13 protein-coding genes are annotated in these 14,741 nt (G+C 35.3%); 8 read left to right on the forward strand and 5 right to left on the reverse strand.

All coding sequences use genetic code 11. The annotated features are described in order from the left end of the window. Positions 1 to 118: 118 nt before the first annotated feature. The 3 genes from I5168_RS06265 to I5168_RS06275 all read left to right on the forward strand — a co-directional run bounded on the left by I5168_RS06265 (position 119) and on the right by I5168_RS06275 (position 2,582). Positions 119 to 1,462, forward strand: a complete 1,344-nt coding sequence (locus I5168_RS06265) for a dihydrolipoamide acetyltransferase family protein (protein ID WP_431472721.1) — start codon at positions 119 to 121, stop codon at positions 1,460 to 1,462. A 73-nt stretch (positions 1,463 to 1,535) separates the two neighbouring features. After that, entirely contained in the window at positions 1,536 to 2,195 is a 660-nt protein-coding gene (locus tag I5168_RS06270) for a DUF6705 family protein (RefSeq protein WP_167342466.1), read from the forward strand. Between the two features lie 99 nt (positions 2,196 to 2,294). Next, on the forward strand, positions 2,295 to 2,582 hold the full coding sequence (locus I5168_RS06275; protein WP_431472722.1) for a hypothetical protein: 288 nt from the start codon (positions 2,295 to 2,297) through the stop codon (positions 2,580 to 2,582). Positions 2,583 to 2,707: 125 nt separating this feature from the next. Here the strand turns inward: I5168_RS06275 and I5168_RS06280 are convergent, their stop codons facing one another. Next, the gene (locus tag I5168_RS06280; RefSeq protein ID WP_431472723.1) at positions 2,708 to 3,844 is read right to left on the reverse strand and encodes a glycosyltransferase; all 1,137 of its coding nucleotides are present in this window, start codon (positions 3,842 to 3,844) and stop codon (positions 2,708 to 2,710) included. A gap of 32 nt (positions 3,845 to 3,876) precedes the next feature. On the opposite strand from I5168_RS06280, the gene I5168_RS06285 reads away from it, so the two are divergent. Further along, entirely contained in the window at positions 3,877 to 4,686 is an 810-nt protein-coding gene (locus I5168_RS06285) for a glycosyltransferase family 2 protein (RefSeq protein WP_431472724.1), read from the forward strand. After that, positions 4,686 to 5,087 carry a sugar 3,4-ketoisomerase gene (locus I5168_RS06290; protein WP_431472725.1) on the forward strand — a complete coding sequence of 134 codons (402 nt, stop codon included), beginning with the start codon at positions 4,686 to 4,688 and terminating at the stop codon, positions 5,085 to 5,087. Before I5168_RS06285 ends, I5168_RS06290 begins: the two co-directional genes overlap by 1 nt. An 11-nt stretch (positions 5,088 to 5,098) precedes the next feature. Here I5168_RS06290 and I5168_RS06295 read toward each other — a convergent pair whose 3' ends face one another. From I5168_RS06295 to I5168_RS06305, 3 genes are read right to left on the reverse strand one after another with little or no spacing between them, the layout of a single operon-like run. Beyond that, positions 5,099 to 5,998, reverse strand: coding sequence for a glycosyltransferase family 2 protein (locus I5168_RS06295; RefSeq protein ID WP_431472726.1), 900 nt, complete (start codon positions 5,996 to 5,998; stop codon positions 5,099 to 5,101). Beyond that, positions 5,995 to 6,855, reverse strand: coding sequence for a glycosyltransferase family 2 protein (locus I5168_RS06300; RefSeq protein WP_431472727.1), 861 nt, complete (start codon positions 6,853 to 6,855; stop codon positions 5,995 to 5,997). Before I5168_RS06300 ends, I5168_RS06295 begins: the two co-directional genes overlap by 4 nt. 2 nt (positions 6,856 to 6,857) lie before the next feature. Continuing rightward, a complete protein-coding gene (locus tag I5168_RS06305) occupies positions 6,858 to 7,541 on the reverse strand; it encodes a cell division ATP-binding protein FtsE (RefSeq protein WP_042277440.1) in 684 nt (227 codons plus the stop codon). 120 nt (positions 7,542 to 7,661) lie between these two features. Between I5168_RS06305 and I5168_RS06310 the strand changes: the two genes are divergently transcribed. The 3 genes from I5168_RS06310 (at position 7,662) to I5168_RS06320 (ending at position 14,240) form a co-directional block, all read left to right on the forward strand. Continuing rightward, positions 7,662 to 10,682, forward strand: coding sequence for a tetratricopeptide repeat protein (locus I5168_RS06310; protein ID WP_431472728.1), 3,021 nt, complete (start codon positions 7,662 to 7,664; stop codon positions 10,680 to 10,682). Positions 10,683 to 10,725: 43 nt separating this feature from the next. Beyond that, on the forward strand, positions 10,726 to 12,444 hold the full coding sequence (locus tag I5168_RS06315; protein WP_431472729.1) for a hypothetical protein: 1,719 nt from the start codon (positions 10,726 to 10,728) through the stop codon (positions 12,442 to 12,444). 158 nt (positions 12,445 to 12,602) lie between these two features. Continuing rightward, complete coding sequence (locus tag I5168_RS06320) at positions 12,603 to 14,240, forward strand: amidohydrolase (protein WP_431472730.1); 1,638 nt, start codon at positions 12,603 to 12,605, stop codon at positions 14,238 to 14,240. Here I5168_RS06320 and I5168_RS06325 read toward each other — a convergent pair. Beyond that, entirely contained in the window at positions 14,219 to 14,638 is a 420-nt protein-coding gene (locus tag I5168_RS06325; RefSeq protein ID WP_431472731.1) for a VOC family protein, read from the reverse strand. The two genes, I5168_RS06320 and I5168_RS06325, sit on opposite strands and share 22 nt — an antisense overlap. Positions 14,639 to 14,741: the final 103 nt, after the last annotated feature.

The raw sequence follows: 14,741 nt of genomic DNA on the forward strand, positions 1-14,741 counted from the left end.
TTGAGAATATCGTAATTGATACTTATCGAATTCTTAATTTGTTGTGAATACACTAAACGCTCTATTTAATTGCTTACTTTTGTAAACTAATTGAAAACGTTATAGTAGCTGTAAAATCATGGCAACATTTGAATTAAAATTACCTAAAATGGGAGAATCGGTAGCAGAAGCTACCATAACCACATGGCTTAAAAATGTAGGTGACACCATAGAAATGGATGAACCTGTACTAGAAATAGCTACCGACAAGGTAGATAGTGAAGTGCCTAGTGAGGTAGATGGTGTTCTTAAAGAAATCCTATTTCAAGTAGATGATGTAGTTCAAGTAGGACAAACTATTGCGATTATAGAAACTGACGGAGATTCAGCTACAGACGCTGCATCATCCTCTAGTAACGATTCAACGCCGGCCGAGGCAACTGCACAACCTGTTGAGGCTGTAAAAGCCGCTACAGCACAAGTTGATAAAGGAATGGCTACCGCTGGTAAAGTGGATAACGACTACGCAAACAGCGATTCATTTTACTCTCCGCTTGTTAAGAATATTGCCAAAGAGGAGAACATTTCACTAGAAGAATTAGAGGCTATTAATGGGACAGGAAAGGATGGACGCGTTACTAAAAACGATATCCTAGCTTACGTAGAAGATAAAAAAGCTGGTAAAACAGCTCCAGCACCTGCAGCAGCTCCAACAGCTGCAGCTTCAAAACCTGCTGCTGCTCCAGTTAAGGCTGCTCCAGTATCAGTCAATGGAGAAGATGAGATCATTGAAATGAGTAGAATGGGTAAACTAATCTCTCATCACATGATAGCTAGCGTGCAAACTAGTGCACACGTACAAAGTTTTATAGAGGCAGATGTAACCACAATATGGAACTGGCGTAAAAAGAATAAGGATGCTTTCAAAGCTAGAGAAGGCGAGAATTTAACCTTTACACCAATCTTTATGGAAGCTGTAGCAACAGCTCTTAAGGAATTTCCAATGATGAACATATCAGTTGATGGTGATAAAATAATAAAAAGGAAGAACGTTAACCTAGGTATGGCAGCTGCTTTACCAGATGGAAACCTTATTGTTCCGGTAATCAAAAATGCAGACCAACTTAATTTGGTCGGAATGGCAAAATCGGTTAACGATCTTGCAAATAGAGCTAGAAATGGTAAATTAAAACCAGACGATACACAAGGTGGTACCTATACGGTGACCAATGTTGGTACCTTTGGTTCTGTACTAGGAACACCAATCATTAACCAACCACAAGTTGGTATTCTAGCACTAGGTGCGATTAGAAAAGTGCCAGCAGTAATAGAAACTCCAGATGGTGATTTTATAGGTATAAGAATGAAAATGTTCTTGTCTCACAGTTATGACCATAGAGTAGTAAATGGAGCTCTAGGTGGACAGTTTGTGCAACGAGTGGCGCAGCTACTAGAAAGTTTTGACCCTAATAGAACTATTTAAATACTTGAGAATTATAGTTAGACTTAAAAAAACCACCTAAGTACTTAGGTGGTTTTTTATTAAATTGCTACGTATGATTAAATATTTTTTTCTCCTATTAGCCTTTTTAATTATCAACTCACACACAAGCATTCACGATTTAAGAACTTTGTATCTGTTTACTATGCCTAATACTGATGCACAACCGGGTGATTATTATAAAGATATTCATAATGATCAAGATAAATTTGTTGGAACTTGGGTATATGAAGATAGCTACAGAAAGGTAGAAATATCTATTAATCAACGAGAACGTGAAGGTTTTGGTTGGAAGACTAAGTGCTTTGTAGATTTATTACAACTCGAATATAAATATTATGAAAATGGTGTGCTGGTTAAAGAATCTGATCCTCGATTTAGGATAGGAGATGATGCCTTCCAGCAAATAGTTTTTACCAAAGTTAATTTAAATCAAGAGATCCATTTAAATGGGCAGTCTGTGGGAGCAGACCTTGGTTATAGTGTTGTATACGGAAGGTATGATGAGTATTTCGGTGAGTTGTGTGAACATCCAGGTTTCAAACAGTTTTCACTTAAGTATGAAACCACAACAAATAACGTTAATGGTACAACCACCGTAGGATCTATTCATTATAAGAGATTTGGTAGAAGTATTAAACAAAATGCTTTTGGTCGTGGTTGTGAGTATGATTTTGTGCTACCAGAAGAAATGACTTTAATAAAGCAATCCTAATATTAACCATGTACTATAATTCAAACCACCTAAGTACTTAGGTGGTTTTTTATTTAAGCATCTTGATAAAACCCTTATAGAAAGATTTATTTTTGCAACATGGAAAAAGACTTGTATTTGTCGCAGATAGAATTTTTTAAAGGAGCACGAGTACTTCACTATTTTGAGTTTGTTGAACCTCAGGAATACAAAGATCCAGAGTTTTTTACCGTAAAAGAAGTTCATGCTTTGGTCATATGTGACTATGAAGGTGAAGAAACTATGCTGTTCTACCTGGACGATGGTCTAGAAGTGAATGTAGAGTTTGAATTTATGATTCCTTCACAAGCTAAAGAACAAGCCAAAGCAGATTTTTCAGGTATCGATATACAGTGGAAAAATAAATAATCTATCCTTCGAGTAAGTTGATTAAACTCTACCAATTCATTATCAGTTTTTTAATCAACGTATCTTATTAATAACCTAGTGCCTTTCAATTATATGTAAAAAGAGCATGGTTGTTTATTATATCATTATTTATAGAGATGCTCAAATTGTCTAGCTATTTTTACCGCATCGTGATAGTGAATGACGTGTTTTCTAGCTTCTTTACCTAGTTCAATTATGGTGCTGGGATTTTCTATAAGTTCGCTCAGTTTATCTACAATATCCATCACATCTGGCGTTGCGTCGATAACAGGAATTTTATCAATGTTATGAAATTTAAAATAGGGTTCACCTGCACCTGCAAAAACAACTTTGCCTCGTAACATGGCTTGCAAGGCGTTGTATCCTTGATCAAAGCATAGTACTTGATCCAGTAAAACATGTGCTTTTTTATAGCTGGTAATGTAATCGGTATAGGGTAAATCTTCAGCTATGGTAATATTCACTTTACTCTTGTATTTCTCTTTTACAATCTCTAGAGCTTTCTCAAAATAATTGATACCTTTTTTCCAGTAATTACCGCGATTAATACCCATAAATATTTCAATCACACTTAGATCGTGGTTTATCTCGTCTGGGATTTTTTCAACGACTACAGGAGCAGCAATGATACTTGTTGCCTTATTTTGATCAGTGAGTGCCATGGCATAGTCCGTATTACTGGGAACGATATTCACACAACGCTTCATCAATTTGTTATAATTATCGCGGTATCCTTTATCCAAATATTTGTAAGTGTGATCAAGAACTGCTTTTCCTGTTGGAGCATTTTCGGCTGCCTTAAGAATTGAATAGCCTTTATGTTGGTTTACTAGGTAGCTGCTGTATTCACAATCATCACCACAGGCAATTAAAAAGACCTTACTGTTGTTTTCCAGTAATCGTTGCATCATTTGCCATTCTATGTTGGGTGCACAACCTAATGCGTTTGAATTGATGAATTGAATTATATCAAAATTTGCTAGTTTTTTTTCGCTTTCGCGAAAGCGAGCTAATCTCAAATAGTCTTCTAGATTGTTACCAGTAAGTTTCCACCACGCTACTTTTATCTTTTCTCTAAACCAATTGCGCCTAAAATAATCGCTACCTAAGTCGACGTCTACGGGAAATTTTTTAAACCCATCACCATCACCAGCAATGACAACCTCGTGACCTAGAGATTGTAAACCGTGTTTAAGGGCATTGTGGTAACCGCTGTACTCGCCTATGAGTAAGATGCGCATAAAAAACTATCTTTGAGGTAAAGATAACACGCTTGAATAGATACACCATTGATGATTTAGAGATTCTCATTGCGACTATGAATCGCGGTGATCTTAGTTTTTTGGAACGTATTTTTTCAAAGCCAATAAGTGAAATTACTGAGAATATCATTATTGTCAATCAAGGTACGGTAGTTTTGGAAAGTGAATACTCCAACATTCAAGTAATCAATGATACGCAATTAGGATTATCTCGCAGTAGGAATATAGCAATTCAAAATGCAAGTAAACCCTTGTGTTGGATTCTAGATGATGACGTACAGCTATTGCCAGGCGCAATTGAATCAGTCATTGAGTCGCATAACACAAACAATACAGCTATAATAACTTTTAAGACAAGGAGTGATAATAATGAGCCGTATTATACGCTGGGTGATGTGAGTAAACTACATGATAGGAAAAGTATAAGAAAAGTGCTTTCTCCAGAAATCACTTTCAAGCATAAAGAGATTATCAATAAGTTGAGTTATGATGAAAGATTTGGTCTAGGAAGTACGTTTGAAGATTCAGAGAATTATATATTCTTAAAAGAGGCTCTAGATAAAGGTGTCTCGTTGATGTCTGATCCCAAGTTCGTTGTTAAGCATCCTAAAACAACAAGTAGTGACATGGTTGTCACAGATAGGGTTATAAAGGCAAGAGGTGCTTTAGCTGCGTTTGATAATCGACCGGTTAAATTAATGGCATTGAAATATATGTTTTTCTTACTACGTAAGGGATATGTTGTTAATTTGCCTGTGTTACTCAAGAAGTATCAGGTGTTTGTTCAAGGAGCCCATGCCTATCTTAAATCATCCAAGTAATGAAGTTAGAAATATTAGACATACCAAAAATAACTGACCCTAGAGGAAATCTAGCGGTAATTGAAAAAGACTCTATTCCTTATAAAATAAATAGGGTTTATTACTTGTATGATGTTCCTAGTGATTCATACCGCGGTGGACACGCGCATAAAGAATGTTTGGAATTGTTGATTGCAGTAAGTGGTAGTTTTACTGTTACTTTATTTGATGGTAAAACTACTAAAGAGGTTGTTTTAAACAAACCAGATAAAGGACTTTTGATTCCTACCATGATGTGGCGAGAGCTTAAAGATTTTTCCAGTGGTTCTATGTGCCTGGTGCTTGCCTCGGATGAGTATAGTGAGGCAGATTACATAAGAGTAAAAAATGACTTTGTTAAGGCTGTTGCAGGTGATAGCTAGTTATATGAATACTAGTCTTTTCTTGTTTTAAATTGATGTAAGTAGTAAAGTAATTTGCCGGGTAAGTTTAATAGAAATAATTGCTTAACGGTAAGTGCGTTTTTATCAATTTTCTTTTTGATCTCTTCAAAGGAATCAGATTGCCCATACATTTTGTGTTCTATAGCAATGCGCCAAAGATTGGTTTGAATAAAAGCATGCAAGGGTAAGTTATTACTATCATCTAAATGGATGAATTCTGGGTACTTTCTATCTTTTATTGCAATAGACGAGCTTCCTGATAAGGTTCTGTCTATGTGAACTGTAACCGAGGTGTTAAAGCCAATTTTATAGAGTTTTCCTAGACGAATAAATAATTCTGTATCCTCACCATGAGTGAGCTGTGTATTGTAGTTACCTGTTTTCTCAAAAACTTCAACATTACAGGCAAAGCTAGAACTACTCAAAGGAAAACTTTTAAAAGAGTAAGTAAACAAATCCTCTAGAATTTGTGTTGTTTCTATGGGTTTTGAAAAAACATTTGATTTTACATAGTTGTTAAAGTGAGTGATATAATTACTCGCGACAACTTGAATGTCTTCATACTGTTTAAAAAGCTGATCTAGAAGTTCCAAATGATTATTTTCCCAATAATCATCTGCATCTAAAAAGGCGATATACTTGTGTTCATGATCAACAGCATAGTCAATAGCGATATTCCTTGCATTGCTTACACCTTTATTAATTGTAGTTACGATATTTAATCGTGAATCGGAAAAACGTTCTTCAACGATCGCAATACTATTATCGGTACTGCCATCATTGACTATCAACAAGTCAAATTCTGTTAGACTTTGAGATAATACACTTTTTAAACACCTTTCTATCGTGCTTGATTTGTTATAAAGTGGTATTGCAACTATCCAATTCATGCTTTTATTGACTTTATAAAATGGTATAATTTTAAAATGTCAAAAAACCTAAGATTAGGATTTTTTCCTAGAATATTTTGTTCTAATCTAGGTTTAAAAAATGTAACCACGCTTGTGAAAACGCTACTTAGACCTAATGAGTTAATCCGTTCATAAAGAGTTATGACCGGTCTTGAAGCTCCATCCAGTTGACCATTTTTATATTGTAAAGCGGTGTTTTTAATTCCGTCAATGGACTTATTATAAAAAACTCTGTTTTCTTCTAAGCCTAAATGTATGATGCGAGTGGACGCATGTTTGATTTTAATTTGCTCTTCTTTAAATCGTTTGGCGAGCCAGATATCTAGTCCATAACCCTTAGGTACATTTTTAGAAATGTCTAAGAACTGCTTTTTTTGAATAATGAAACAAGCAGAAACGAAGTATTTATAGACCTCATAATTATTACTAGGTTTACGTTGTTCTCTTGAAATACCATATTTCCATCTTAAAGAATGGTTGGGATTATTAAGGGTCTCTTGGTAAGTTACCGTAGCGTATACTAATTCAAATTCATCAAGATGAACGAGGAACGAGCTTGTGAAATTAATAGTTGGTATGTGTATATCTGCATCAATAAATAAAACCCAATCGGTAGTGGCAGCTTCTGCTATTTTTCTACGGCTTTCTACGTCACCTAAATTTTGAATACCGTTTAAATAGGTTACTAGTTTGTGTGAGCTTACATTTATAGGAATAGTAGATGCATCGTTATAAATGATAATTTCATGAATATCATTGCTGTAATAACGTACTAATTGATCAATTAATCTATTAGGATCATCATTGAAGGTTGGTATTCCTATGGTAATTTTCAATATTAAACCGCTTTTTGAACCACTTCAAATATTTCCCCATTATCACATTTCAATGTCTTTGAGGGATATTTTAGAATAAGGGCATAATCATGTGTAGCCATGAGAATAGTATTACCATTTTTATTTATAGTTTGTAAAACTTCCATCACCTCAACACTTGTTTGTGGATCTAGATTACCGGTTGGCTCGTCAGCAATGATAAGTTCGGGATCATTAAGCAAAGCTCTGGCTATAGCCACTCGTTGTTGTTCTCCGCCGCTTATTTCATAAGGGTATTTAAAACCTTTGGTTTTCATACCTACTTTATTAAGAACCTCTTCAATTTTATCGTTCATTGCTTTTTTGTCCTTCCAGCCTGTTGCTTTGAGCACAAATTTTAAATTTTCATTGATGTTGCGATCGGTAAGTAATTTGAAATCTTGAAAAACAACTCCTAGCTTACGACGCAGGTGTGGTATTTCTTTTTCGCGCAAGCGAGCTAGATCAAAATCGACAATAGTACCTGATCCTTTTTTTAAAGGTAGATCACCGTATAAGGTTTTCATTAAGGAGCTTTTACCGCTTCCCGTTTTACCTATTAGGTATACAAATTCTCCTTTTTCAATATTCAAATTGATGTTTTTGAGAATCATAGTGTCTCGTTGAAAAATATCAACTTCATTTAAAGATAAAACAGGGTTTGACATAAAAAACAGTTTCTTACAAAGTTAATCATTGATGTGGAAAACATTATGAATAATTAAACAGTCTTTCCTGCGTTGTATTGTAGTAAGTGTCTAATTTTACCTTACCATAAAAAAGTATTTATGTTAAAGAAAATTGCTATCGCGGCTATTCTAATCATGGGAATCGCCATGCCGTTGCAGGCTCAACAATCTAAAATTTATATTGATGATCTAGCGATGTATAATCAAGCGCTAGATTTATATGACGAGAATCAATACCTAGCAGCACAACGGCTGTTTGAGAAGGTGTCACGCGAGGTAGATGATGAAAGTATACAGTCTAATGCCGCTTATTACATCGCAAATTGCGCAGTCAGACTTAATCAAAAAAACGCAGACCAACTCATAGAGCAGTTTGTGGAGAAATACCCGACTAATCCTAAAAAAAATAACGCCATTATTGATGTGGCCGATTATTACTTTGATAATGGTAACTACAATCGCGCAGCAAAATGGTATACTAGGGTTGATAAAAGCACGCTTTCGCAAAAACAAACGACTAGATACTATTTCAACACAGGATATACTCTCGTACAATCAAAAAAATACGATGAAGCAAAAAAGTATTTAAACAGAGTGAGCGATGATCCTACCTATGGAAGCAAAGCAAAATATTATTTGGGTTACATCGCTTATGAAGGCAATGAACTGCAAGAAGCAAGTGATTTGTTTGATCAAGTTGAAGAGTCACCAGAAGTTGATGAAAAGTTATCTTATTATCAAGCCGATCTTAATTATAAACTAGGAAACTTTGATAAAGCTATTCAACTAGCCCAGGAGCAATTACCCAAATCTAACCGCAAGGAACAATCAGAGCTTAATCGTATTATAGGTCAATCCTTATTCAATCAAGAAAAGTATGACGAGGCATTGCCCTATCTAGAAAAATATGAAGGTACTCGTGGCAAATGGAATAACAACGACTACTATCAATTGGGATACGCTTATTATAAAATGGGCAATTATTCTATGGCTATTGAGACTTTTAATAAAATAGTTGACGGGACTAATGCTACAGCACAAAATGCCTACTATCATTTAGGATTAAGTTATATTAAAGTTGATCGACGCGAGGATGCACTTAATGCTTTTAAAAAAGCAAGTGAAATGAATCTTGATGAAAAAATTACAGAAGATGCTTCTTATAACTATGCAAAACTTAGTTATGAAAACGGAAATCCTTACGATAGTGTGCCATCTGTAATATTAGGTTATTTGGAATCATATCCCGAAAACCAGCATTCTGATGAAATGAATGAGTTTTTAATCGATTCTTATTTCTCTTCAAAAAATTATGCCGAGGCTTTAGACCTTCTAGAAAATGGCAGAATTAAAGGAAACGAAGCGACTTATGCAAAGGTTGCCTTTTACCATGCTATCAACTTATACAATGACTCCAAATACAGCGATGCAGTTAATCAACTAGATAAAACTGTAAAGTATACAAATCAGGATGAGCTTAAAAAACGTGCTTATTTCTGGAGAGCAGCATCTTATTATATGGTAAACAATTATCAGGCAGCACTTGATAATTATAAAATGGCAAAGGCATCTTCATCTCGTATTATCGAGGATGATCTTATTGACTACGATTTAGGTTACACCTATTTTAAGCTCAAAGAATACGATAATTCGATAACTGCATTTACTTCATTTACAGATAAACCAAATGTAGATCAAGTAAGATTGAACGATGCTTACTTAAGAATAGGAGATGCTAATTTTGTGACTAAGAAATACTGGCCAGGAATGGAAGCTTATAACAAAGCTATTTCAATGAATGGAAGAAATGCAGATTATGCCGCATTTCAAAAAGCCATTTCTTATGGATTTGTAGGTAAGCCAGATAGAAAAATTGAAGATTTAAAAACCTTCTTGAATAAATTTAAAAGATCACCTTATAGAGACGATGTGTTGTATGAATTAGGTAATACTTATATCAATAATAATCAGGTTAATAATGGATTACAAACCTATGATCAGTTAATTAGTGAGTTTCCACGTAGTTCATTTACCTCACCAGCCATGATGAGAAAAGGGTTGCAACTTTATAACGATGGTAAATTAGATGCAGCTCTTAACGTTTTTAAACAAGTAGCAAGTAAATATGCTGGTACACCGCAAGCTGCAGAAGCAATTAGCAGCGCCAGACAAGTTTATATCGATCAAGGTAAAACGGCAGAGTATGCTACCTGGGTAAGAAGTTTAGAAGGTGTTGAAATTACAGATAGTGAACTTGATGATACAGCCTATGAAAGTGCAGAACAGCCTTTCGTGCGAGGTGATATGCAAGGTACTGCTCGTGAAATGAAAAAGTATTTAGACCAGTTTCCTAATGGTAAACATGCCGTTCAAGCTCATTTTTATTTAGCACAGGCACAGTTCTCTTTAGATCAAAAACAAGAAAGTATACCTCATTATGAGTATGTGATTTCTAAAGAACGTAGTCAGTTTACCGAACAAGCATTGGCTCGATTAAGTGAGATTCATTTAAGTGATAACGCTTTCGCGAAAGCGATACCAGTTCTTAAACAATTGGAACAACTAGCAGATTTTCCTCAAAATGTTTCTTATGCAAGGTCTAATTTAATGAGGGCTTTTTACGAAACTGAAGATTATTCACAAGCCATCGTTTATGCAAATCAGGTGTTGAATGATGCAACTGCAGAAACTGCTGTGAAAAACGATGCTCAAATTGTTATCGCTCGTTCTTCATGGAAACAGAACAAGGAATCTGATGCAAGAACCGCTTATGAAAACGTAAGACAGAATGCGACTGGAAATCTAGCGGCAGAAGCAACCTATTTTAAAGCTTATTTTGAAAATAAGGATGGTAATCATGATGAGGCAATTGCAACGGCAAACAGCCTAAGTAAAAACTATGCTGGATATAAATTGTGGAGTGCCAAAGGACTGGTTGTTATGGCAAAAAGTTATTACGCCAAAGGTGAGACACTAAACGCTACTACTATATTAGAAGCTGTCATCAAGAATTTTACTAAGTATCCAGAAGTGGTGGAAGAAGCTCAAAAAGAACTAGATTTTATTAAAACGAAGGAAGCAAAAACAAACTCATCTGTAGTGCCAGCGAGTCAAAACTAAAGTGAGAAACACAGTTATTGAATTGCTTAAAAAATTGAATCATATGAAATTTTATATATCATTTTTAATCTCGACTGTAATACTAGGGACTAGTGTTGCTATAGCTCAAGAAGAAGAGGAAAACCAGCTTAATGGTGGTACCATTACTGTAGTCAAACCTTATGATCCTACTATAAGCGACGCATTTAAGGTGAAAAGCGTTCCTAATGTAAATGATACTACCAAAGTCAAGAAAAAGCCTGTCACCTACAGTATATTCTCTGTGCCAGTAGCCAGTACGTTTACACCTGCCACAGGAAAATTAGATCGTTTAAAACCTAAACGTAAAGAAAAATTTTATCGTAATTATGCTCGCTTAGGTTTAGGTAATTACGTAAACATACTTGGTGAATTTGCAACTAATTTTGAAATTGATAGGGATAGTGATGTAAGTGTGTTTTTTAACCATAATTCTTCTCAAGGTGGTATTGATGAGGTGCGACTGGATGATTCGTTTTCTGATACCGGTCTAGACGTATCTTACGGAACTAGATCTAGAGATATGAACTGGAGCATTACTGCTGGCGGTAGGTATCAAACTGCAAACTGGTATGGTGTTTATGATAACGTGCCTACTCAACCAGAAGAAGGTCTAGATGTTGCAACGTCTTATTTTAGTTATGGAATAGGAGGACGAGCTAGCTTTTTTGATAGTGTATTTAAGGAAGCTGATGTACAATTGACCGGAGTGAGTTCAGGAAATAATGCGAGTGAATTTAGAGCAAGATTGCGACCACAACTAGGTTTTGATATTATGGAAACTGAGGTTGATCTAGGTGTGGAATTGGATTATTTAAGCGGTTCGTTTGATCAACAAGTTTTTATTCCCGTTGCAACTGATTACGGATTATTTAACGCTGGTTTATACCCTAGTGTTAATTTGTACGGTGATAATTACAAGGTAGAACTAGGAGCACGCGTGAACTATGCTACCGATATAGAAAATTCAGAAAGTGATATTTATGTATATCCAGACATAACAGCAAGTTATATCCTCGCAGAAGAAACCGTAGTTGCCTTTACCGAGATTGGTGGTGGATTTGACGTAAACTCATTACAACAATTTGCAGATGAAAATGTGTTCATAGCTCCGGCACTTACTGTCGCGTCTACAGACAGACAGTTAGATGCAATTGCTGGATTCAAAGGAAAACTAGGAGTATTTGGTTACAAAGTATTTGGAGGTTATAGAATTGAGAAAAATCGTAATTTTTATATCACCGATGACGGTTCACGTTTTACAATTGGTGATTTACAATCTTATGATTACGGGAATGTTTTTTATACTTCCTATGGAGATTTGAATACAGTATTATATGGAGCTTCTTTAGGAGTGACCTTAAATACAGCGCTCGATGTAACTTTAAATGTTACAGGAAGATCTTTTGATGTAAGTGAAGGTGATGCTTTTGAAAATATAGCATCCAATCTGCCAGAACTTACTGCAGATCTAACAGCTAATTATAAAATTGATGAAAAATGGAGTACAGGCCTAACTTTATATTATGTTGGAGAGAGAGATGCCTATAGAATAGGAGTTGGAAAAGAGACCATTGATGGATTTGTTGATTTAAACCTAGACGTCAACTATAAAATCAACCCTAAGTTAACCGCTTTTTTAAGAGGGAATAATCTCACCGGTGGTAACTACCAATACTTTAACGGTTATCCAGTTCAAAATTTACAGGTCTTAGGAGGAATCGTCTATAAGTTTGATTTTTAATTTTCGCTTTCGCGAAAGCGAGTGAGTAATACCCGTAAATAAAGCACTGATTTTTTCAGTGCTTTATTTGTTTTAAAACATCAAACAATGTGAATTGAATCGTGGGATATAGCTATTCATTATATGAAACTTTGATAACTCTGTATTATTTTTAACCCATGAGAAGAATACTACCTTTATTGCTAGCTATTAGTTTAATAGCCTGCGAAAAAAAGCAATCAATAGATTTATTAATAACTAACGGAACCATTTATACCGTTGACGATAATTTTTCTACCGTTGAGGCTATGGCTATATCAAATGGTCAAATTGTAGCTACTGGTGATAGTAAAGATTTGATTGAAAAGTATGAAAGTAAAACTATCCTAGATGCCTCGGGTAAGTTTATCTACCCAGGATTAATAGATGCGCATTGTCACTTTTTTGGTCTAGGACAGCAAGCACAGCGAGTAGATCTTATGGGGACTACTAGTTTTGAGGACGTAATACAGCGAGTAGTAACTTTTCAAAATGAAAATAATCGTGATTTTATAATTGGTCGAGGTTGGGATCAAAACGATTGGGAGATTAAAGAATTTCCAAGTAATGAAAAATTAAACGAGCTTTTTCCAGATATACCTGTTGCACTCACTAGAATTGACGGTCATGCAATGTTAGCAAATCAAGCAGCTCTCGATGCTGCGGGAATTGATTCTAATACTCCAGCAGATGGTGGAGCAATTATCATGAGCGATGGTGAACTTACAGGAGTACTTGTAGACAATCCAATGGAGTTAGTTGAGGCTGTATACCCTAAACCTTCTACTCAAGATATGGTTGACGCTCTTTTAACTGCTCAAAAAGAGAATTTTAAATATGGTCTTACTACCGTAGATGACGCTGGTCTTCATAAAGATGTTATTGAAGTGATTGATAGTTTACAACAAGTTGGTGAACTAAAAATGAAAATGTATGTCATGATTAGCAATACTCCTGAAAATTTAGATTATTACCTAAACAAAGGAATTGTTAAGACCGATAGACTTAATGTTAGATCTGTTAAATTCTATGCCGATGGAGCGCTGGGAAGTCGTGGAGCAGCCCTTAAAGAACCCTACAGCGATAAACACGATCATTATGGAGCCTTGCTTAGCCCTATTTCAAAAATAAAGGAAATTGCATCTCGTATAGCAGCAAGCGATTATCAAATGAATACCCATGCAATTGGTGATAGCGCAAACTATGTTGTTCTAGAGACTTATAAGGAATTATTGAATGGTAGTTCTAACAGAAGATGGCGCATCGAGCATGCTCAAATAGTAGATCCTTATGATTTTAACAGCTTTAATCAAGATAATATTTTACCATCGGTGCAGCCTACTCACGCCACTAGTGACATGTATTGGGCACAAGATAGAGTAGGAGCTGAGCGTATTAAAGGTGCTTATGCTTATAAAACCTTATTAAAGAAGTCAGGAATAGTCGCTCTAGGAACCGATTATCCTGTAGAACAAGTGAATCCTTTCTTAACATTCTATGCCGCAGTTGCTAGACAGGATACAAGCGGTTATCCAGAAAATGGTTTTTTACCTGAACAAAGTTTGACTAGAGAAGAAACTTTAAGGGGTATGACTATATGGGCTGCCTATTCCAATTTTGAAGAAAATGAAAAAGGTAGTCTTGAAAAAGGTAAGGCAGCAGACTTTATAATCACTGAAAAGAATTTAATGACTATTCCAGTAGAGCAAATTCCAGATTTTAAAGTAAATGCTACCTATATTAATGGTGAAAAAGTTTATTCTGTAGCAAACAATTGATTCACATCCTTAAAGGCTTTAAACTCAAGAGCATTCCCACTAGGATCTAGAAAAAACATAGTAGCTTGTTCACCTGGCAAGCCTTCAAATCTTATATAGGGTTCAATAATAAACTCGATGTTTTTTTCTTGTAATGCTTTCGCAAAAGTGTGGAAAATATCCCATTCTAGTACCACACCAAAATGAGGTACTGGGACAGATTTACCATCGACCGCATTGTGAGATAATCCTGTTGTATTGTCCGATATATGAATAACCAATTGATGTCCAAAGAAATCAAAATCTACCCAATGATCACTGCTACGACCTTCTGTGCATCCTAAAGTATCACGGTAGAAGGATCTAGTTGTTGTTATTTCTTTTACAGGAATTGCTAGATGAAAAGGAGTGAGTTTCATTTTTATAAGTTTTACGTTGCTTTAATTTACTATTTATTTAATAGGAAGTTGAACGGCAATTAGCTAAGTCCTCGTTTCAATAATTTCTTTGTGTGCTAAAAGT

The organism is Nonlabens sp. SCSIO 43208, from assembly GCF_050703575.1.
Taxonomy (GTDB): Bacteria; Bacteroidota; Bacteroidia; order Flavobacteriales; family Flavobacteriaceae; genus Nonlabens; species Nonlabens tegetincola.